This window comes from Archaeoglobus neptunius (assembly GCF_016757965.1).
GTDB lineage: Archaea > Halobacteriota > Archaeoglobi > Archaeoglobales > Archaeoglobaceae > Archaeoglobus > Archaeoglobus neptunius.
The window spans coordinates 33092-52897 of record NZ_JAEKIW010000001.1 but is presented as its reverse complement, the minus strand read 5'-3'; the positions used below and the strand labels follow the sequence as shown (position 1 = coordinate 52897).

Sequence of the window (19806 nt, the reverse complement as noted above, 5' to 3'; positions counted from 1 at the left end):
CTACCCCTCTAAAAGCACAACCCTGCTCGGCTCGGACTCCTTCACAATTTCGTATCCGCTCACTTCCGACAGTTTTCTGGAAAATTCAATGATATCGGTAAACTCAGGCATGTTCTCATATTTCAGCCTCAATCTGGAATAGCCCAAGAACATGTAGGCTTTTGCCTCCACGTAATCCGGTTCTGCTCTCTCGATAAGCCTTGCATAGTTCTCTATAGCATTTTCACCCATGTTCATGCCCTTTATGAGTGTCAGCCTTATAACAGTCCTGCACTCCTTTTCTCTCATTACATCAAGACTCTCCAGAATTCTGGTCCAGTTGCTTTTTGGCGGTCTGTTGAGGGTCAAATGACTTTCCTCGTCAAATGCTGTCAGGCTTACGTATAGCTGAGTTGGATTGACCTTCTCTAACATTTCCGGCATTGTTCCGTTTGTGACAAGAAATGTCGTAAAACCATTCCTTTTATACTCCTCAATCATCTCGGGAAGATACGGATAAAGGGTGGGCTCCCCTATGAGGCTTATGGCAACCTGATTGGGATTGTATGCCTCATCCAGTTTTTTTCTGTTTACACCCGGCGTGCCGTGAAAGCCGCTCAGTAGACGATGCTGGGCTTTTATACTTTCCCTCACTATAAATCCAGGATCGTCCCAACCCCTGAAACCCTTCAGCAGTTCGAGAGGTCTCCAGCAGTAAACACACGACTGGTTGCACATCAATGAAGGGGTCATCTGAAGACAGCGATGGCTGTGTATGCCGTAAAACTTCTGCTTGTAGCACACACCCTCATCTTTGAGAGATTTTTTGAGCCACAGGCAGGTTTTCACGGCTGAATGCCTGCCAACTATCTGATAACCTTTGAGTTCGCTGAGCAGTTTATCGTTCATCATAGAAAGTTTGTTCCCGGTTATTTAAAATCATCCACGCATGAAGTAATAGTAAAGCGAAACGGCTCCGATAAGACCCACGCTTGCCTCTCCGATATTCTGAGATAGAACGCTGCCAGCAAGGTAGAGTGGCGCAAACAGAAATACGGGTATGAAAGAAACAGCTTCCAGAAGGAGGATCGGCAGAATCAGCGGTATCAAGATCCCAATCATTGGAAATTCCTGAGATTTATCAATATTTAATTTTTTCTAACCACCTCATAGTCATAATTAGCTGAAACATTAACTAGTGTCCTCGCTGCCCCCTCCACATCCTTTCCACCGGCTATTGCCGATACAACAGCAATCCCTGCCACACCGGTTCTGAGAACCTCGACTGCATTGCTCTCATCAATCCCCCCTACAGCGATTACAGGAACCTTCGTGGCGTCCACGATTCTTTTAAGACCTTCAATTCCAATAGGCTCTCTTGCATCCCTTTTGGTTCTTGTCATGAAAACGGGGCCGACGCCGAGGTAGTCTGCGCACATCTCTGCCCTTAAGGCCTCCTCAACTGTATGGGCTGAAACTCCTATAATGCCATCAAAAACGTCCCTGACTGACTCTGGCGGCAGGTCTTCCTGCCCAATGTGGACTCCATCCGCATTTACTGCCAGAGCTATGTCGACCCTGTCGTTAATTATCAGCAATGCATCGTAATCATGGGTTATCGCCCTCATCCTTTTAGCAGTTTCGTAAATCTCTCTCGCAGACCTCTTTTTCTCTCTTAGCTGTACTGTTCTGACACCGCCCTCCAGTGCTTTTATGGCAAGTTCTTCATGTTTACCGAACCTTGAGTCGGTTATGAAGTACACGCGCATTTTTTCAATCATCGCAACAATTTTAGCATGAAGGGTTAAATAAGCTATGTGTCCATTAAGGATTTGCTCAAAGGAAAGTTGAGCGACGAGGAAATCAGGATGGTAAGAAGAAGTTTCGAGATAATCGGTGATGTCGTGATCATCGACATCCCTGATGAGATACTGCATCGCAGGAAGGAGATCGTGGCTGCCATTTTGGCGAGACACAAGCACGTCAAAACAATTCTGAGGAAGGTGGGAGAGGTTGATGGCGTATACAGGGTGGCCAAATACGAGCCAGTATATGGTGGAGAGACCGAAACAATTGTGAAAGAGCACGGATGCCGATTTGCAGTTGACCCGACAAAGGCCTATTACTCGGTTAAACTTTCGGGGGAGAGAGAAAGGATTGCCAGGCAGGTGAGGAAAGGAGAGAGGGTTCTTGTGATGTTTGCAGGGGTTGGGCCCTACCCGATTGTTATTGCAAAGCTTGCAAGACCGAAGGAAGTTATTGGAATAGAATTGAACCCCGCAGCGGTCGATTACTTCCGCAAAAATATCAGGCTGAACAAGGTCGAGGAGGTTGTCAGTGTTATTGAAGGGGATGTGGAGGATGTTGTTCCGGGTCTTCCAGGAAAATTTGACAGGGTGGTTATGCCCGCCCCATATTCGGCAGAAAATTTCATCCATCTGCTTAAGGGAAAGGTGACGGATGGCAGCATCATCCACTACTACACTTTCGAAAGCGAAAATATCGAAAACAGGCTTTCTGAAATTGTTGCCAGGAAATTCAGGGAACACGGCATCAATGTAGATGTAATAAAAATAAAGAAGTGTGGAAACTTTGCACCTTATGTAAACAGATACGTGGCGGACGTTGAAGTAAAGTTTTAATTCCCTTCGTCCCTAGCCAGTTCATGAAAAAAGTCATCATCCTTTTAACGCTGTTTGTTTTGCTGGCATACCCTGTCCACGGTCAGTTCGAAAACGCAAAAAGGGCCGATATTAAGGCAGTTGCAGTTACAAGTGGAGAAAACCCGGTGGGTGTGGTCATAAACATCAGTGTTATTGTAACACCAGGAGATGGCAAGGTATTCGTCTCAACAACACCGTACACTGAAATAGACATGCAGGGTAGTGCTCAACTTGCTGCCTTGACTGCCTGCGACCTGCTTGGTCTGGACTTTACGAAATACGATTTCTTCTACATAATTGAGGCAGAAGCGCCGATTGTGGGTGGCCCATCAGCAGGAGGGGTGATGACAGTTGCCACCGTCGCTGCACTCAAAGGACTGCAGATTAGAAACGATGTCTTCATGACCGGGATGATATATCCCGACGGCTTTATAGGCCCGGTAGGTGGTTTGAAATACAAGCTGGAAGCAGCAGCCGCCAACGGGGGGAAGATATTTCTTATACCTCATGGACAGAGGATCACGTACGTTGAGGAGCAGAAGGTCAGGCGAGTCGGAATAATCAATGTGGTAACCACAGAGTACAAGAAAATAGACCTGGTGGAGTATGGAAAAACTCTCGGTGTGAAAGTTTACGAGGTAAACACTCTGAACGATGCGCTGAAGTTTTTTACAGGTTATGAAATAAAAAAGCCAAAGGGAAAATTCAGCCCTGGCGAGTATTCGGACATCCTAAAAATGCTGGCAGAGGAAATGAAAAGCTCAATCGAGCCTCTGAGAAAACAGGTTAGCAGCGAGGAGGCAGACAAGTTAATCAAAAAAGCTGAGGAATATTACAGAGAGGGTAAATACTATGCTGCGACAAGCACGTATTTTCAGGCAAAAATACTATTGAGATATGAGATTTACAAGAAAAATATTGTTACCGCACAGCAGTATGACAACGAAGCTGATAGCATAAAGAGAGAAATACAGTCTCTGAAAAGTTACCTCGGATCGGAGAAAATAGGGGTGAACTCTCTTCAGGTAATAGCGGCTGCACAGGAAAGGGTCGCTGAGGCTGAAAACCTGCTTGAAAAGTCCAAGACAGCCAGCTCAGATGATGAAGCGCTGCATTATCTCGCATACGCAAAGGAAAGGGTTGAAAGCGCAAAAGTCTGGCTGTCCATTTTGCCATATCTCAAAAACGACTACGAGATATCAAACGAAGCACTCAAAAAAAGAGCTGAATTTTACATCACCCAGGCGAGTTCGATAATGATTTACGCCTCATCGTTACATGGTAATGAAGATCTGCTCAATGACGGCTACGAATCTCTTGAAACTGCCAAAAGGATGCTTTCTGAAGGATTTTATGCCGGTGCGGCTGTGATGGCAATCAATTCAATTACCGATTCAAGTCTCGCAATTGAGGTCAACTACGGTTCGATAGACGACAAAGTGCAGGGCGCTAAGGAGGCCGCAAACACGGCAATTTACGAGGCTGAACAGGTACTTTTCCCCGTTCTTCCCGCTGCCTATTATGAGTATGCAGAGAGTCTGGATAACAAGTACGCAAAACTGATGTACTTTAAACTCTCGGAAAGGCTGGCAAAGCTTCTGACAAACATGGCAAATGCAGGAAGCGAGAGGGAACTTCAGCATGCTGAATTTAACCCGTACAACTACTACACCCCCGAAAAGAAATCCAGAATCGAACAGATAATTGAGGCTCCCGGATTTGAGGGTGTACTGTCCATTGCTGCAATTGCATTTGTGGCACTGACGGTCAGAAAAAGAAAAGGCTGATAATACCCGCAAAGAGCGTCGCAAGAAAGTTCACGGTTGAATTTGTCAGATATCCCTTTTTTTCGAGAGTTGCCCCGAGAATGCTGTCAATGTGCATTCCGGTGAATGCTGCAACGGCAGAAATAACTGCGGAATACATGTCCAGTATTCCGAGTGAAACTGCAAGGGCTGAGGTTACAACCGCCCCTACCAGTCCGGCCAGCTCGCCGTTGAGTGATATCCCTCCGCTGACACCCGGTTTAACTTTCTCAAAAGTAGTTATGAGGTACGCTCTCTCTCCCGCCTTTCCAATCTCGCTGGCCATTGTGTCGGAAAGAGCTGCGCCAACAGAAGCAACAAATGCGGCGGCAAAGGCTGGATTTCCTGTAACGCTGTACTGTATGGCAAAAAATAATCCTGCAAGGCTGTTACCAAAAACATTTGTATAACCCCTTGCCCCTCCCGCCTGCTCCTCAATACCCCTGCGTTGCTTGACTTCGTATCTGTATTTCGTTACCGCTGAGCCCAGGGCGTAGAACAGGAGGATAACGGCAAAAAATCTGATGTCTGTGAAAAGTATTAAAGTTGTCCCCACCAGGGTTGCACTCATCAACCCGGACTCGTCTGCCACTCCAGCTTTAAGGGCGAGAAGGCTCATCAGAAAAGAAACCAGAAATGCAATCCCCAAATCCGTAACTGATGCTGAGGGTATGTAGATTTTAAAAATTGTAAAGACTGTCGAGAGCGTGATGAGGAGGGTCAGCCTCTTGTCCGTGTCAGTCTCGACACTTTCAACAAGGGATGCTGACAGTCCTCCCGCCAGACAGACAAAAAAAAGATGAGTTGTACTGTACTGAATCCCTGTGAGCAATTCAAAAGCGAGAAAGTAGAAAATTGCTGCCGAGCTGTATGCGGCTATGTTGAGAATGGAATTTTTTCTGAACTCGTGTACGAAGAGCAGAAACATTGAGGCAAACACGACATCTTTTGGCAGAGCAAAACAGGAAAGCAGGGCCAAAAAAGTTGAAAAAAGGAGCATGTTGAAGTATGAATCTTCCTTATCAGGATTTCTGAGAGTCAGTTTTAGATTCTTCCTGTCAGCATAAATCAAAGTCGTTATTGCGAGAATGGCAAATACCAGTCTCGAATCAAGCTTTATGGCGAGTAGTGATATTGCTGACAGGATTATTACCGGGAGCATTGGGAAAAGTTAAGTATTGGTTGCATTTAAATGTTGGTAGAATGCTGACCAAAATTTACGAAAAGATACTGGAAAGGGAAATAAAAAAGGTTCCTAGACACGTGGTCGTAGTATGCAAGCAGCTTGGTGAGAGTTTTTTGAAATTTGCTGAGTGGTGTGGAAAATTCGGCATCAGCGAGGTTACAGTCTGCTCATACGATAAAGTCAGGGAATCTCTTCTACGGGGCTACAGGGTTAGAATTATCGGAAACGGAATTGTCAGGGAGCTGAGTGGTAGAGAGCCCGTGATAAATATCATAAACCATACCGGACATGAGGAAATTCTAACGGTTATAAGAAAATTGGCCCAGATGATTGCGGAAAACAGACTTAACCCGGAAGATGTAGACGAGAGGACTTTTGAGAAATTTCTCACTGTGAAAACTCAGCCCGACATAATAATAAAGGCTGGAAACGAGGTGCCCGAGTTTTTGATATGGCAGGGGATATACAGCGAGCTGTACTTTGCTGACATCGACTGGGACAATCTCAGATACATTGACTTTTTGAGGATTTTGAGAGAGTACCAGAGGAGGGAGAGGCGATATGGAAGGTGATGTAAACCTCAGGACTGTGAGGATGATCGCAGACTATCAGTTCGGAAAGGGGGCAGGAAAAGCCCTGTTCCCGGATTCGGTTAAGTTTATCCTGTCAACCACAGGAAGAGTAAGGCAAATCACAGACAACGGACTGAGAATTGCCACACTGAAAGCGGATTCAGGATGGTTCACTCTCAGCATCGAGGGGGCAAGAAGGCTGCACAGATCTCTCCCATATCCCCGAATGAGGGTTGTGGTCCTGGATGAGGTTTCGGATTTCATTGCAAAGGGGAAGAGCGTGTTTGCCAAGCATGTTGTGGAGGTTGATGAGGACATAAGGGCAAATGATGAAGTCATAGTCGTTAACACAAAGGACGAACTTCTCGCAACAGGTAGAGCTGTGTTATCTGCATTTGAAATGCTTGAGATGGAGAGAGGAATGGCTGTGAAGGTTAGGCAGGGTGTGAAGAAATGATAAGGATTGACAGGAAAAACATGGTTCTGAGCATTAAGTCCGGGAGTGTAATAACCAGAAATATAAGATTTGAGGGAACGGTTGTTGCTGGGATAAACTGCAGCTTTCTGGGAAGCATAGAGGCCAGAGAGGTAAATCTTGGCAGGGGATGTGTTGTTGGTGGGGTTATCCGGGCTGAGGAGGTTACTGTTGGAGCCTACTCGGAGTTCAATGAAATCAGGGCTGAAGATGTTGTACTGCTCTCTCGCTGCAGGGGCAATCGGATTGTAGCAGAGTCAGATGTGAGAATTTCAAGGGGGTGTGAAGTGGGAGAGGTGGTGGCCGGGAACAGGTTGTTAATAGAGGGCAACTCAAAAATTGGAAAAATGGAGGCTAGAAAGATTATTGCCTACGGTTAAAGCTTTCTCAGCTTTTCCAGGATTATCTTCTTTTCAATCCTTGCGACGACCTCTCTTATCTTCTGCACGGCATCAGGATTGGCTGATACACTGTCAATGCCTATCTTCACAAGCTTCTCCACAACGTGCGGATAGCTTCCTGCCTGACCGCAGATTGAGGTCTTCACACCATTTTCTTTGCAGATCCGTATTGTTCTCTCTATTAGTTTCATTACTGCCGGATGTGTTTCGTCGTAGAGGTATGCGACGTTCTCGTTGTTCCTGTCAACTGCAAGGGTGTACTGTGTAAGGTCATTTGTACCGAGGCTGATAAAATCAATTCCCTCCTTAATGAGGTCCTCAATTATCATAGCCGCTGCAGGGGTTTCCACCATTATCCCGAACTCGATTTTATCAAGAGGTAATCCTTCGCTTATCGCTATCTCCTTCGCCCTTCTGACCTCCCATGGGGATGTTACGAGCGGAAGCATTATTCCGACGTTTGTGTACCCTTCATCTATCAGTTTCTTTATGGCCCTCATCTCCGCTCTGAAATGCTCATCATTTGCCAGATCTCGCCTTATCCCCCTGAAACCCAGCATGGGGTTTGACTCTATTGGCTCATCCTCTCCACCCTCCATGGATCTGAACTCGTCTGTAGGAGCATCAATCGTCCTTATCCATACTGGTTTGGGGTAGAAGGCCTTAACGACCTTCTTCATCTCCTCGTAAAGAAGATCGACGTATCTGTCTATCTCCCCGTCACTGATGAACTTCATCGGATGCTTCTCCAATCCGAGAATCATGTGCTCTATTCTGAAGAGCCCGACACCATCAGCATTTGTCTCTCTGGCAACCCTTTCAGCCACATCCGGAATTGAAATGTTTACCTTAACTTCAGTCGCTGTTATTACGGGCACTGATGCAACAGCCGGCTTTGGCTTCTCTTTCTTTTCTATCCTTCCCTCGTAAACAATGCCCTTCTCACCATCAACCGTCACTATCATTCCGTCTTTCAAAATCTTCGTACCCTCCTTTGTCCCCACAATTGCCGGAACTCCGAGCTCTCTGGAAACTATCGCAGCGTGACAGGTCATACCTCCTTCATCGGTGATAATGGCCGCTGCTCTTTGCATTGCAGGAACCATATCGGGAGTTGTCATTGTGGTAACAAGAATATCCCCATCCTCCACCTTTGATATCTCCTCCTCACTGAAGATTACCTTGACCTTCCCGGTTGCGATTCCAGGAGATGCGCCAAGGCCTTTGAGCAGGATCTTACCCTCCTCAGACACCTCTTCTATCTCTGCATCGCTGTCTCTGATTGTTGTTACAGGTCTGGACTGAACGATGTATATCTTGCCCTTCTCAATCGCCCACTCGACATCCTGAGGTTTTCCATAGTGATCCTCTATTAACTCACCAAGTACAATGAGCCGGTCTATCTCATCATCACTCAATACTCTTTCTTTAGCCTTTTCAGGATCGAGTTTTATCTTAACGGTCTTACCATCCTGCTTTGTTATCATGAACTCTTTTTCTCCTATTTTCACTTCAACGAGCTTCCTGCTTCTTCTATCGTAAACGTAGGTGTCCGGCGTAACGAGACCACTCACAATGGCCTCTCCAAGACCAAAAACAGCCTCAATTATACACAGTTTCTCTCCGGTTACAGGATGCGATGTAAACATCACCCCGCTCTTCTCACTGTTGATCATTTTCTGCACAACAACAGCGATGCTGACATCCTCATGTCTGAAACCCTTCTGGACTCTGTAGTAAATGGCTCGTGGCGTGAATAAACTTCCCCAGCATTCCTTAACCTTCTTCACCACGTTATCCTCGCCAACAACATTCAGATATGTATCCTGCTGACCAGCAAAACTTGCATCTGGCAGATCTTCTGCCGTTGCCGAGCTTCTTACTGCCACATAAACTTCTTCTCCTTCTTCCTCACACAGCTTCCTGTATGCCTCTCTGATTTCTTTCTCTATTTCTTCAGGCATTTTTGCGTTTTCTATTATCTCCCTTATCTCTTTTGAAACGGCATCAAGCTTTTCAGTGTCTTCCACGTCGAGATTTTCAAGAAGCGAATAAATCTTCTCACTAATCCCGGTTTTCTCTATAAACTCCCTAAAAGTTCTTGCATCGACAACGAAGCCATCAGGAACGGGAATTTCAGCCCTGAGCAGTTCACCCAGATTAGCGCCTTTTCCACCCACCAATGGAATATCATTTTTATCGACATCCGCTAACCACAGTACCGGCATTCACTCACCTCGTTCAGAGTTGGCCAAAGTCTTAAAAATTTTTAGGGTATTTAACGCGGTAAATTTAATCCTCCTCATTACACCTTTAACCCGTTCCTTACACCCACCCCCACAGAAAAAGGAATATGCTCCGGCCGGGATTTGAACCCGGGTCACGGGATCGAGAGTCCCGTATGATTGGCCGGGCTACACCACCGGAGCCTAGCCATCACTACGCTGAAGTGGGTATATATTACTTTCGCAGGGTTAAAAATAGGGTCCCAAAACGCCAGACAAATGCTTTCAACATGGCCTTACTTCAACTTCAACGATATCCCCGACCCTCAGCTCGTTCATGCTGTAATATTCATAACTAACAGTGATAAACGCATCGAACTGCATGAGCTCTTCAAATCTCTTTGCCAGATCCATTCCCACCTGCAAACCAAACTCAATGATCTTTGCGGGATCGCTTATATCAGCCTGTGTCACAAAACCGGGCTTTCTATCGACTTTTTTTAGATAAAGCAGAACTGAATCCTCGTCCCTGAGTTCAATTCGTACGATTCTGTACCTCATCGGAGAGAAAGTATCCCCACTACTTTAAAAACATTTGGAAAGGCTTCAAATTTATCAATGTTCAGTAACGTCAACTGCCGTTGTTGCCGGAAGATACCGGATGAAATGTTATGGGTTAGCTGTCAGTCACGCTTGCCAAATCATCTTTAATCCGAAAATAAGAGCTGCTATGGTCAAATTTCAGTATTTTCTTAAGTGTATGGCCGTCGTAAATCAAATTATTTTTAATTTTTAATAGCATAAACTTTTAATTTTTACTTCCTTCGTTTTTAAAACCTGCTGGCGAAAATTTTATTTAATGGTATAATCACGCCGATTCACCTTTAATTTCCTTAAAATGTGATCTGGTTCGTCCAATTTGAAATAAATCTCCAGAATAAAAGTCGCATATCTTTATAAATGGTCTGCAACTCTGGGGATTTACGACAGTATATAAACTAAAGAAGGGTTGAGAAAGCTTTAAATTAGAAATGAAAGAAATATTACCAGAGGTTGAAATCAGACCAAGGTGGGATTGAAAGAAGGCATTCACAAAGGATGGAAAGATAAAGATGAGCTAGTTGAAATCAGACCAAGGTGGGATTGAAAGTAACTCGTTCCACCAGAACTGCCGAAGCAGTGCAGCAGGTTGAAATCAGACCAAGGTGGGATTGAAAGTTTTATCTGTATTATGAAATTTATTCTGCGACGAATGTTGAAATCAGACCAAGGTGGGATTGAAAGGAGGGATATGATTCCCACAATAACAACAAATGTAAACGGTTGAAATCAGACCAAGGTGGGATTGAAAGAAGAGTTCAGAAATGACTTTGCGAGGCTGCGTAATCTTTTGTTGAAATCAGACCAAGGTGGGATTGAAAGCACGCCCCCTAACAACATCAGCAATCCACATCACGAAGCTCATGTGTTGAAATCAGACCAAGGTGGGATTGAAAGGATTTGCAATGTTAAACACCGCAAGAGCTGATAGGATAGTTGAAATCAGACCAAGGTGGGATTGAAAGAATGATACCTTTAATGTTCCGTTATCTTTCTGATATACGTTGAAATCAGACCAAGGTGGGATTGAAAGGGAGATGGTGAACACAATGATAGGCCAGCTCGTCAGGGTTGAAATCAGACCAAGGTGGGATTGAAAGTTGTCGAGATACAGCGAATACACTGCAGAGTCTAAGAAAGTTGAAATCAGACCAAGGTGGGATTGAAAGCATTTAGCATACAAATCATTAGAACTTATACTAATCTGTTGAAATCAGACCAAGGTGGGATTGAAAGGATTATAGCCTCTACAGGCGCTGCGGCGAGGAGCCACCGTTGAAATCAGACCAAGGTGGGATTGAAAGGAAGAATGCAACGGACTACAACATAGATTACTGGTACTGTTGAAATCAGACCAAGGTGGGATTGAAAGCAATGACCGGAGAGATGGTAGATAGAGGCGGTAACGCCTGTTGAAATCAGACCAAGGTGGGATTGAAAGCCCACTCTTTTGCGAACCATGAGACCGCATGACTGACGAGTTGAAATCAGACCAAGGTGGGATTGAAAGTGTATAGCCGCATTTTTGACATTTAACGTTAATACCGGTTGAAATCAGACCAAGGTGGGATTGAAAGTTTTTATTGAGAGATACAGATACTAGTCTATTTGGAGTTGAAATCAGACCAAGGTGGGATTGAAAGCTTAGCATTCTCATATTGACTTCTTTGATATATCTGTTGAAATCAGACCAAGGTGGGATTGAAAGATTTTGAGGGAGTTTGACATATACAATCAGTGGCTGTTGAAATCAGACCAAGGTGGGATTGAAAGAGTTGCTTAGGACCTTCCACATGAACTTTCTTAACGACAATGCCTTTTCCGTTGAAATCAGACCAAGGTGGGATTGAAAGCTGGCAGCCTTGCAAAGCTCTTCCCCGTTGCGAGGCCGAAGCTCGTGTTGAAATCAGACCAAGGTGGGATTGAAAGGAGATACAGAGCTTTGAAGAGGGAAGCAATAGAGGTAAGTTGAAATCAGACCAAGGTGGGATTGAAAGTTTTCTTACCTGAGACTCTTCTTTGTTCTTCATTTTCGTTGAAATCAGACCAAGGTGGGATTGAAAGGACCATCAGCGAAAGTTTCTTCGTCCGAGCTCCCAGTTGAAATCAGACCAAGGTGGGATTGAAAGAAGGCCCTCCCGATGCTGTTCGAAGTCAATACAAGTTGAAATCAGACCAAGGTGGGATTGAAAGGTGAACCAACATTTATATAACATATGTCTGTTCATTCTGTTGAAATCAGACCAAGGTGGGATTGAAAGATCAACTGCGATTCATAGCAGCCCATCACGCATCAGCCGTTGAAATCAGACCAAGGTGGGATTGAAAGGTATTGTCGTCAACAGCAACGTCACGAACGTTATCGGGGTTGAAATCAGACCAAGGTGGGATTGAAAGGAGGATATATCGTTCTCCGACTATCAGGACGCATTTTATGATGTTGAAATCAGACCAAGGTGGGATTGAAAGATACGCAGTCCCTGACCCGCAACTGCCTTCCCCATATGTACGTTGAAATCAGACCAAGGTGGGATTGAAAGCTCTGTCACCATACTCTCCTGAAGTCGTCAAGGGTCACAAGTTGAAATCAGACCAAGGTGGGATTGAAAGGATCACATTCAAAACTGCAGACGACAGCGGAAACGGCAGTTGAAATCAGACCAAGGTGGGATTGAAAGAGAGCTAAAACAGAAAAGAGAAGAAGCCATCAGGAATGCCGAACTTGTTGAAATCAGACCAAGGTGGGATTGAAAGAAGTGTGGTAGTGGATATCTGTACAAATATAAAAGCAGTTGAAATCAGACCAAGGTGGGATTGAAAGGTTTTCAGCAATAACCATATCTCCGTCTTTGTACAGTTGAAATCAGACCAAGGTGGGATTGAAAGCAATTGATGCAAATCTCAGCTTTAACTCTGCAAGGTTGAAATCAGACCAAGGTGGGATTGAAAGAAGGCCCTCCCGATGCTGTTCGAAGTCAATACAAGGTTGAAATCAGACCAAGGTGGGATTGAAAGTAAGTCTAATTGTTCGTTAGAATCACATATTCCGTGAAATTTGTTGAAATCAGACCAAGGTGGGATTGAAAGTAGGAAGTATCTCAAGAAACATGAAAATGCGCCGATTAAAGTTGAAATCAGACCAAGGTGGGATTGAAAGCTTTTCAAGATATTTCAACCACATTTTTTCTAAAGTAGTTGAAATCAGACCAAAGTGGGATTGAAAGGTTTACGTCGGGCTGATGCTGAATACAGTGTTCGCAGGTTGAAATCAGACCAAAGTGGGATTGAAAGACGCCAGCGAGGCCGATCAAGATTATCTTCAGATACTTCTGTTGAAATCAGACCAAAGTGGGATTGAAAGAGATACTGAACAGCTAATTCCGTCGTTGAGCACGTTATGTTGAAATCAGACCAAAGTGGGATTGAAAGTTGAGTAAAAGAATACTATGAGCAGCACTGCTCCTGCCAGAGTTGAAATCAGACCAAAATGGGATTGAAAGGATTCTAATTTTCAAAAAATCTTTCAACAAACCGCCCTTCCTTCCTCAATATCTCAACCTTCTTCATGAAGTCCATGCTACCTATCCCCAAGTCGTCGAGTTCCACAGTAATTGTGCCATCGTATCCCAAATCGGAAATGAGTCTTAACGATTCTGCAACCTCCTCACCTTTGCTTGGCTGAATGTGCCTCCCCCTCTCATCGTAGTAGCTCACATGAATGTTGCAGATTCTGCTGAATAGGGCATCTAAAAACTCCTCGACACCACCATTCATCAGAGCGTGCTTTATATCCAGCGTAAATTCCAGTTCATGAGCTTCAATAAATCCCTTCGTTTCACTTGCCCTTTTGCACAGATGATTTATCCCGTTCTCTGAATTTTCCAGAGCGATCTTCACACCTTTTATCTTTCCATAACCGCTCAAAATTCTGAGATATCTGTCGAGAGAGAGATAATCCGCCCATACTGGTTCTCTTGCTGCACTTCTCTTTCCTGCATGGACTGTTACAGGCCAAGCTCCCAGCTTTGAGGCGAGAGATATGGAGTACAGGCTTTCCTTCAGAGTTATATCGCAGAGGTCTTTGTTCACCGAGACCGGATTCAAATCCAAAACGGGTACGTGAATGGCCATCTCATGGTCAAAAAAAGGTTCAAGCTTCTCTATTTTTCTGTCAACCCAGAAATAGGGCGTTTCAGGCCAGAATTCAATGCCGTCATATCCGGAAAGTTCAACGGCTCTTGCAATCATGTCAGTCGAGTACTCGTAAAGGAACATTGACGAAAAAAGCAGTCTCACTAAACCACCCTTCTTTTTCTGTAATCCTCCACCAGTTTTTCAAGATTCTCCAGCTTCTTTCTTTTTAGCTCTTCAACCTTCTCAGAATAAACCCTTTCGAACCTGTCTGCATTCACCACAGCGATATCTTCACCAACAAGAATTTCGACCTCATCCATCGATATTCTAGGGATCCCGTAACTGTCAAAAGCCTCATAGGCCAGATGGGACATTCCACTGCTGCAGATCACAGCTCTAATGCCTTTTTTACAGAGCATCTCTGCGATAGCTGCACTTCCACCGCTCGAGTCGAGAATGCATACTATATCCCCTTCAGAAATTCCGAGCTCCTTTTCCGCCCTTTCCACCTCATCTTTTGTGAACTTCCTCAGTACCTTTACCTCTTTCCACCCCTGAAACTCAAGCATCTTCATTCTTCTTAACAAAGCAATCTTCTCTTTCAAATCCTCTATTTCCCTGTCTTTCTCCCTTAACCTTTTTCTGAGTTCGTAGACCTCTCTTTCAAGGTTTCTCACATAGTTGTCCCTCCGGATTCTCTCATGCTCCTCCCTTGAAATAGCAGCCATCCTCTCTCTAAGCTTTTCAATTTCACTTCTAAGCTCAGATATCTTTCTGGAAAGAATCCTGTTGTCTTCTTTAAGCTCTTCTATAATACGATCTCTTTTCAAAATTTCTTCCCTGCTAACAGTCTCACTATGAGCCTTTTTGACTGCCTTCTCCTCCCTGAGCTGATTTGCAAAAATTTCATGGAGAGGTGTTCCCTTTATGATCTCAGCCTTAACCCTGTCCGAGTCCATACCTGCTGGAATCCTTTTCTCTACATTGCTCAGCTTGTTTTTGTAACTGTTAAAGGCATCAATCGCTGCAGCAAGTGCATCTCTTTCATGATCATTCACAGTACGAAACCTGGATGCAAGAGTTTTCTTTTTATCCACACTCAGGTCCTCCCTGGGGGTGTAAAGAACGGAATTAAACGATGCTCTTACCTTCGATACCAATTCAGGTGGGTTGCTTTTGTCGGTTGCAACAACGACAGGCTTTCCCAGCGACGAGATGTACTCGACAACCTCTGCAGAACCCCACCCCTTCTTGCTCCTGACTCCGACAAGATTTCCTCTCAAATCGAGAGCGGCCACAGCAGTTGTTGCACCCGGATCTATCCCAACGATGATGTATCTCAGTGTTTTCTGGAGAGGGATGAACTCGATCTTCTCCTTCTCAACTGCCTCAACCCTGACCTGCACATCTTTCGTTTTAAATGAGTTTATTGGAATCTCCGATCTCGGAGCACTTACAAGTAATATTCCCCTGGATATCCCCCCATATCCGGATTTAACGTCTTCCACAAAGTCAAACCCCATATCTGACAGTCTGTTTTTTATTTCCCTGTAAACAGTTCTGACAGCATCATGAATCTTTCTCCCGTACTTTTTCTGCCTCCATCCTCCTTTTCCAAGACTCCTGTTCCTTGATACGGTTATCTTTGTCTTATCAATGAAAACAGATATTTCACTGCCTATTCCAAAACTTGCAAGATACGCACACGCCCTCGCCTCATCAACCGGATTTCTGATGTTTATATTCAATCCGAACCTTTTCGAGAGACTTGGTAGAGACTGCCCCCTTCCCGTTACCTGAACCAGTCTGGTTTCGGCTGGGGCGTTCTTCAGGAAGTAGATCAATTCCTCTCTGCTCCTGAAAACCTCATAAATATTGTCAACAGCTATAATGTCCGGTTTCTTTTCTCTGACCATTCTGAAAAGTTTGCTTCTTGAAACTATCTTCTCCACCTCACTGCCATTCTCAAGAACAACAACGGCATATTTTGGCTTTATTTTTCCGTGAACCGAACCACCAACGATATCAACTCCGAATACCACACTCATTCTTGCAGTATTCTATTTATTGCAGAATTAATATCCTTTTCCATGCGGTAGGCTCGATTGAAGTAGGTGACAATGTTCCTCACATCCCTCTTGAGAATTTCCTCCCAGCCCTCCTCACCAACATCGATACTCTGGGGAAAATCAATAATCCACACTCCATCACTGCTAACCAGAACATTGTACTGGCTCAGATCGCCGTGAACCACTCCCCGACGATAAAACCTGCCAACCTCATCCAGTATCATATTCAGAACCTCATCCGGATTCTCAACTCTAACTCTGAAAAGCTCTTTCGCATCTATCAGTTCCATCAAAACAGCATTGCCTTCCCAGGCGTAAACGACCGGTACGGCCAGCCCCTGAAGCTTTTTAAGGGCCCGATATTCCCTTTTTGCAGACCTTATTGCAAGGACAGAAAAGTGCAGATCTCCATAATCCCTCTTTTCTTTGACCTTCTTAAAACTCGTGTGCCCAACTTTATGGAATTTTACCACGCACTCCCCATACTTTTCTGAAAAGCAGTTGAAAACTGCACTCTCTTTTCCCTCACCCATAATCTTCCCTATTGCCTCGATATGTCCCTTCTTTACCAATCTGTAAAGAGAATACAGACTCAAACCCAGAAATGTAAAGGTTGAACCTTCATATTCGGTTCGTTTGTTCTGCACTACCCTTAAATCCGAGAGATGTCTCAGAATGTTTTTTACCTTTTCCTCACCGATATTGGAGTGGAAGGAGATCAGTTTTACGGGGACGTACTCATAATCCCACAGATTCCTGAAAATGGCATCCAGAATCTTCCAGGAATGCTTTCCCATACCCCCGTACAGCTCTGCCAGGTTCACAAGGATTGATAACGAACCCGTTATTTATTTGTCTTTTCCTTTCCTGATAGTTCTGAGGAGATAACATTAAACATAAATAAGTGATGCATGCTACTGCAGATATGGAATCCTGCAGGGAAATTGTTGAATCTGTATGCGATGTTTACGTTGGAAACAGAGAGCTTGTTGAAAAGATGCTTGCTGCCGCCCTGACCAATGGAAATATCCTTTTTGAAGATTATCCCGGACTCGGAAAAACACTTCTCGCTAAAGTTTTCGCAAGGGTTATTGGAGCTGACTACAGCAGGATACAGTTCACACCTGATCTGCTTCCTTCCGACATAATCGGAATCAAAATCTGGAGAGGAAACGGGTTTGAGTTTATCAGAGGGCCTATCTTTACCAATGTCCTCTTGGCCGATGAAATTAACAGAAGTCCTCCAAAAACCCAGGCTGCATTGCTTGAGGCCATGGAAGAGAAACAGGTCACTGTTGAGGGCGAAACATACAGACTGAACCTGCCTTTTTTTGTGATAGCAACCCAAAATCCAATAGAACAGGAGGGTACGTACCCACTACCGGAGGCCCAGATGGACAGATTTATGCTGAGAATGCGTCCCGGTTATCCTGAGACCATAGAAGAGGAAATGGAGATACTCAGAAGGAGAATGGAGTGGCAAAAGGATGACCCGACCGACGATATATCACCGGTAATCACGCTCAGGGAGTTTATGGAGCTGCAGGCCAAGGTTGAAAGGGTATATGTTGACGAATCCATACTGAGATACATTTCGGAACTTGTCAGAGAAACCAGAAATCACGAGCTTGTTGAACTCGGTTCCAGTCCGAGAGGCGGTTTGGCTTTGCTGAAGCTTTCAAGAGCTTTTGCAGTGATGGAAGGGAGGGACTTCGTTATTCCCGATGATGTCAAGAGGGTTGCTGTCGAGGCATTGAGTCACAGGATCATTCTGAAGTTCGAGTACGCTGTTGAGGGTGTCAGGGCTGAGGAGGTTGTCGAAGACGTCCTGAACAGTGTAAGGGTACCAAAGTATGAGAGTCAGAAGAGTCAGTAGATCTCTGATTATTACCTCCATTTTCCTCCTTGAGCTTGCAGTAATTCTTGTCTCCGGCGATATTCTCAAAATAATCCTACTTCCACTCCTAGTTCTGGTGTTTCCAAACATCCCGTTCAGATTTGAAGTTTCGTCCGTAAACCTTGAGGGTGGAAAGAGGGTCGGTGAGCCACTCAGAGTTAAAATTGAACTTAAAATTCTTGGCTTCGGGATAATAAAAGTCATGCATGTACTTCCCGACTCTTTTGAGCTCATTGAGAGCTCAAATGCTGTGGGAAAATTCATCACCGGGAGGGGTAAAATCAGCCTCACATATACCTGTGTTCCTATGAAAAGAGGAGAATACGATGTCGGCAGGCTTATATTCGAGGCTGAAAATGTCTTTGCCACCAGAAGAATAATAAAAAAATTTGATTTTGACAGGAAAATAGAAGTTAAAAGCAGAATATATAGAATAAAGAGAGTGGAGGCCAGAAGGGGTATTGCAGTAAGACCGATGCCGGAAATAGACATCTCAAGAGTCGGGACGCCGGGTACAGACTTCAGAGAGATAAGAAAATACAGCTTCGGTGACCCGGTAAAGTTCATCAACTGGAAGGCTTCGGCAAAAATCGGAGAACTCATGGTAAATGAGTTTGAGAGAGAGGGTAAAAAGGCAATCTGGATATTCCTTGATGCAAATCCATACATGCTCCATGGAGATATCAGAAAGAACTGTTTTGAAACGGCCATAGAAACGGCTGCTTCTCTCACCTACTTTTTCGCTGTGAGGGGGCACAAAGTTGGGATCTACATCGTCGGGCACGGGATTGTGATTTATCCAGAATCGGGCCGAAGGCAATTCAGCAAAATCTTCTCAACACTGATGAAACTTGATGTATCTGATAGAGAAGAGAGTTTTGGAATCGCTCTCGACCGGGCTAAAAAGTACATCGAAGCGGTAAAGCCGGCATCAATTTTCGTCACAAGAGCTGAATACAGCAACCCCGTCAGAGAAGCGTTAAGGGCCATGGGTCGGCGAAATCTCCCTGTTTCCGTGATAACGATTAGAGCAGCGGAAAAGGGCGGAGGACTGGCATACACACTGGTGAACGCAATGGAGGAAAAAGTCGTGCGAAAGTTGAGGGGAGCGGGGGTCAACGTTATCGAGGTTGAGGCGGGTAAGCCGGTTGAGAAAATGATGATGGGGCTGGGAAGATGATACAAATCCTGAACCTTCTGATCGCAGAAATTGCCGCATATTACACCTATGAACAGTTCGTTTCCTCACCGCTCAGATTTTTCATACCCTACCCAGCAGAGATTCTCCTTTTCGCAATTCCGCTGATAGGCATGCTTTTCAGACGCCCCTTCAGCTTTTACTACTACATCTTCCTCGTTTTCTTCAACATCTCACCATTCCTCCCAGCATCGGAGACCTTTGAAGGTGTTATAGACACGCTGTATGCACTTGGATTTTCCGGTATAGCGGAAAGCATTTATGGTGCATTTTCCAACTTTAGCGGTACTGCAGAGAGTTTGCTGATCATTACATGGCTCTACATCACTTCTGAAGTTATTCAGGGAAATTACGAATCAATAAAAGCGGCAAAGGAGAATGGAGTTACCATTGAAGGAGAACTGCTCACATATGCCCCCGCAATAGCTTTCTCCCTTCTAATACTCCTCATATATCCTGCAATTGCCAGCATTGGATTCGAAGTGAAAATTGACAGGATAATTGCCGGTCTGATAGGAATCGCAGCCTTTTTTGCAGGTGCTTACATTCTGGCCAAAAGCGTAGAAGAGGAAAACATAAATTCTGCAAAATAAAGACAGGAA

At 44.7% G+C, this 19806-nt stretch carries 17 protein-coding genes, 1 tRNA gene and 1 CRISPR repeat array; of the genes, 8 read left to right on the top strand and 10 right to left on the bottom strand.

The features are described 5' to 3' along the window. The 3 genes from twy1 to thiE are packed head-to-tail and all read right to left on the bottom strand — an operon-like array spanning position 1 to position 1760. Entirely contained in the window at positions 1-891 is an 891-nt protein-coding gene (gene twy1, locus JFQ59_RS00260; RefSeq protein ID WP_202318388.1) for a 4-demethylwyosine synthase TYW1, read from the bottom strand. Between the two features lie 27 nt (positions 892-918). Further along, a complete protein-coding gene (locus JFQ59_RS00255; RefSeq protein ID WP_202318387.1) occupies positions 919-1101 on the bottom strand; it encodes a hypothetical protein in 183 nt (60 codons plus the stop codon). A gap of 26 nt (positions 1102-1127) precedes the next feature. After that, positions 1128-1760, bottom strand: coding sequence for a thiamine phosphate synthase (gene thiE / locus JFQ59_RS00250; protein WP_202318386.1), 633 nt, complete (start codon positions 1758-1760; stop codon positions 1128-1130). A 51-nt stretch (positions 1761-1811) separates the two neighbouring features. On the opposite strand from thiE, the gene JFQ59_RS00245 reads away from it, so the two are divergent. Together JFQ59_RS00245 and JFQ59_RS00240 are read left to right on the top strand one after the other, a co-directional pair. Beyond that, positions 1812-2621, top strand: a complete 810-nt coding sequence (locus tag JFQ59_RS00245; RefSeq protein WP_230972166.1) for a class I SAM-dependent methyltransferase — start codon at positions 1812-1814, stop codon at positions 2619-2621. A gap of 23 nt (positions 2622-2644) precedes the next feature. After that, positions 2645-4429, top strand: a complete 1785-nt coding sequence (locus tag JFQ59_RS00240) for a S16 family serine protease (RefSeq protein ID WP_202318384.1) — start codon at positions 2645-2647, stop codon at positions 4427-4429. Here JFQ59_RS00240 and JFQ59_RS00235 read toward each other — a convergent pair. After that, positions 4410-5609 (bottom strand): TIGR00297 family protein, encoded by a 1200-nt coding sequence (locus tag JFQ59_RS00235; RefSeq protein ID WP_202318383.1) that lies wholly within the window; start codon positions 5607-5609, stop codon positions 4410-4412. The genes JFQ59_RS00240 and JFQ59_RS00235 overlap by 20 nt on opposite strands. Positions 5610-5650: 41 nt before the next feature. On the opposite strand from JFQ59_RS00235, the gene JFQ59_RS00230 reads away from it, so the two are divergent. The 3 genes from JFQ59_RS00230 to JFQ59_RS00220 are packed head-to-tail and all read left to right on the top strand — an operon-like array spanning position 5651 to position 7060. After that, the gene (locus JFQ59_RS00230) at positions 5651-6205 is read left to right on the top strand and encodes an undecaprenyl diphosphate synthase family protein (RefSeq protein WP_202318382.1); all 555 of its coding nucleotides are present in this window, start codon (positions 5651-5653) and stop codon (positions 6203-6205) included. Beyond that, positions 6195-6662: a PUA domain-containing protein gene (locus JFQ59_RS00225; protein ID WP_202318381.1), complete on the top strand. Its 468-nt coding sequence runs from the start codon at positions 6195-6197 to the stop codon at positions 6660-6662. Before JFQ59_RS00230 ends, JFQ59_RS00225 begins: the two co-directional genes overlap by 11 nt. Beyond that, positions 6659-7060 carry a hypothetical protein gene (locus JFQ59_RS00220; RefSeq protein ID WP_202318380.1) on the top strand — a complete coding sequence of 134 codons (402 nt, stop codon included), beginning with the start codon at positions 6659-6661 and terminating at the stop codon, positions 7058-7060. The genes JFQ59_RS00225 and JFQ59_RS00220 overlap by 4 nt, the downstream gene beginning before the upstream one ends. On the opposite strand, the gene ppsA is transcribed toward JFQ59_RS00220, so the two are convergent. The 6 genes from ppsA to JFQ59_RS00190 all read right to left on the bottom strand — a co-directional run bounded on the left by ppsA (position 7057) and on the right by JFQ59_RS00190 (position 16933). Then, positions 7057-9309, bottom strand: a complete 2253-nt coding sequence (gene ppsA, locus JFQ59_RS00215) for a pyruvate, water dikinase (RefSeq protein WP_202318379.1) — start codon at positions 9307-9309, stop codon at positions 7057-7059. The genes JFQ59_RS00220 and ppsA overlap by 4 nt on opposite strands. Positions 9310-9435: 126 nt before the next feature. Further along, positions 9436-9510 (bottom strand) — tRNA-Glu (locus tag JFQ59_RS00210). Between the two features lie 81 nt (positions 9511-9591). Continuing rightward, the gene (locus tag JFQ59_RS00205; protein WP_202318378.1) at positions 9592-9867 is read right to left on the bottom strand and encodes a hypothetical protein; all 276 of its coding nucleotides are present in this window, start codon (positions 9865-9867) and stop codon (positions 9592-9594) included. A gap of 491 nt (positions 9868-10358) precedes the next feature. Beyond that, positions 10359-13406: a CRISPR direct-repeat array (repeat unit 30 nt; unit sequence GTTGAAATCAGACCAAGGTGGGATTGAAAG). A gap of 4 nt (positions 13407-13410) precedes the next feature. After that, entirely contained in the window at positions 13411-14202 is a 792-nt protein-coding gene (locus tag JFQ59_RS00200) for a sugar phosphate isomerase/epimerase family protein (RefSeq protein ID WP_202318377.1), read from the bottom strand. After that, entirely contained in the window at positions 14202-16088 is a 1887-nt protein-coding gene (locus JFQ59_RS00195) for a DUF460 domain-containing protein (RefSeq protein WP_202318376.1), read from the bottom strand. Before JFQ59_RS00195 ends, JFQ59_RS00200 begins: the two co-directional genes overlap by 1 nt. Next, positions 16085-16933: an RIO1 family regulatory kinase/ATPase domain-containing protein gene (locus JFQ59_RS00190; protein ID WP_202318375.1), complete on the bottom strand. Its 849-nt coding sequence runs from the start codon at positions 16931-16933 to the stop codon at positions 16085-16087. The genes JFQ59_RS00195 and JFQ59_RS00190 overlap by 4 nt, the downstream gene beginning before the upstream one ends. 101 nt (positions 16934-17034) lie before the next feature. On the opposite strand from JFQ59_RS00190, the gene JFQ59_RS00185 reads away from it, so the two are divergent. Genes JFQ59_RS00185 through JFQ59_RS00175 form a run of 3 tightly spaced genes read left to right on the top strand, consistent with a single transcriptional unit; the run spans position 17035 to position 19797 of the window. Next, positions 17035-17985: an AAA family ATPase gene (locus JFQ59_RS00185; RefSeq protein WP_230972165.1), complete on the top strand. Its 951-nt coding sequence runs from the start codon at positions 17035-17037 to the stop codon at positions 17983-17985. Beyond that, positions 17963-19186 carry a DUF58 domain-containing protein gene (locus JFQ59_RS00180; RefSeq protein WP_202318373.1) on the top strand — a complete coding sequence of 408 codons (1224 nt, stop codon included), beginning with the start codon at positions 17963-17965 and terminating at the stop codon, positions 19184-19186. Before JFQ59_RS00185 ends, JFQ59_RS00180 begins: the two co-directional genes overlap by 23 nt. Beyond that, positions 19183-19797 (top strand): hypothetical protein, encoded by a 615-nt coding sequence (locus JFQ59_RS00175; RefSeq protein WP_202318372.1) that lies wholly within the window; start codon positions 19183-19185, stop codon positions 19795-19797. Before JFQ59_RS00180 ends, JFQ59_RS00175 begins: the two co-directional genes overlap by 4 nt. The last annotated feature ends 9 nt before the right edge of the window (positions 19798-19806 follow it).

Bases quoted from the DNA above. Each gene is read 5' to 3' on its own strand.
- JFQ59_RS00205 (WP_202318378.1), bottom strand. From the start codon at position 9,867: ATGAGGTACAGAATCGTACGAATTGAACTCAGGGACGAGGATTCAGTT.
- JFQ59_RS00235 (WP_202318383.1), bottom strand. From the start codon at position 5,609: ATGCTCCCGGTAATAATCCTGTCAGCAATATCACTACTCGCCATAAAG.
- JFQ59_RS00225 (WP_202318381.1), top strand. From the start codon at position 6,195: ATGGAAGGTGATGTAAACCTCAGGACTGTGAGGATGATCGCAGACTAT.
- JFQ59_RS00175 (WP_202318372.1), top strand. From the start codon at position 19,183: ATGATACAAATCCTGAACCTTCTGATCGCAGAAATTGCCGCATATTAC.
- JFQ59_RS00185 (WP_230972165.1), top strand. From the start codon at position 17,035: ATGGAATCCTGCAGGGAAATTGTTGAATCTGTATGCGATGTTTACGTT.
- JFQ59_RS00230 (WP_202318382.1), top strand. From the start codon at position 5,651: ATGCTGACCAAAATTTACGAAAAGATACTGGAAAGGGAAATAAAAAAG.
- JFQ59_RS00255 (WP_202318387.1), bottom strand. From the start codon at position 1,101: ATGATTGGGATCTTGATACCGCTGATTCTGCCGATCCTCCTTCTGGAA.
- JFQ59_RS00220 (WP_202318380.1), top strand. From the start codon at position 6,659: ATGATAAGGATTGACAGGAAAAACATGGTTCTGAGCATTAAGTCCGGG.
- twy1 (WP_202318388.1), bottom strand. From the start codon at position 891: ATGATGAACGATAAACTGCTCAGCGAACTCAAAGGTTATCAGATAGTT.
- JFQ59_RS00240 (WP_202318384.1), top strand. From the start codon at position 2,645: ATGAAAAAAGTCATCATCCTTTTAACGCTGTTTGTTTTGCTGGCATAC.
- JFQ59_RS00195 (WP_202318376.1), bottom strand. From the start codon at position 16,088: ATGAGTGTGGTATTCGGAGTTGATATCGTTGGTGGTTCGGTTCACGGA.
- JFQ59_RS00180 (WP_202318373.1), top strand. From the start codon at position 17,963: ATGAGAGTCAGAAGAGTCAGTAGATCTCTGATTATTACCTCCATTTTC.
- ppsA (WP_202318379.1), bottom strand. From the start codon at position 9,309: ATGCCGGTACTGTGGTTAGCGGATGTCGATAAAAATGATATTCCATTG.
- thiE (WP_202318386.1), bottom strand. From the start codon at position 1,760: ATGATTGAAAAAATGCGCGTGTACTTCATAACCGACTCAAGGTTCGGT.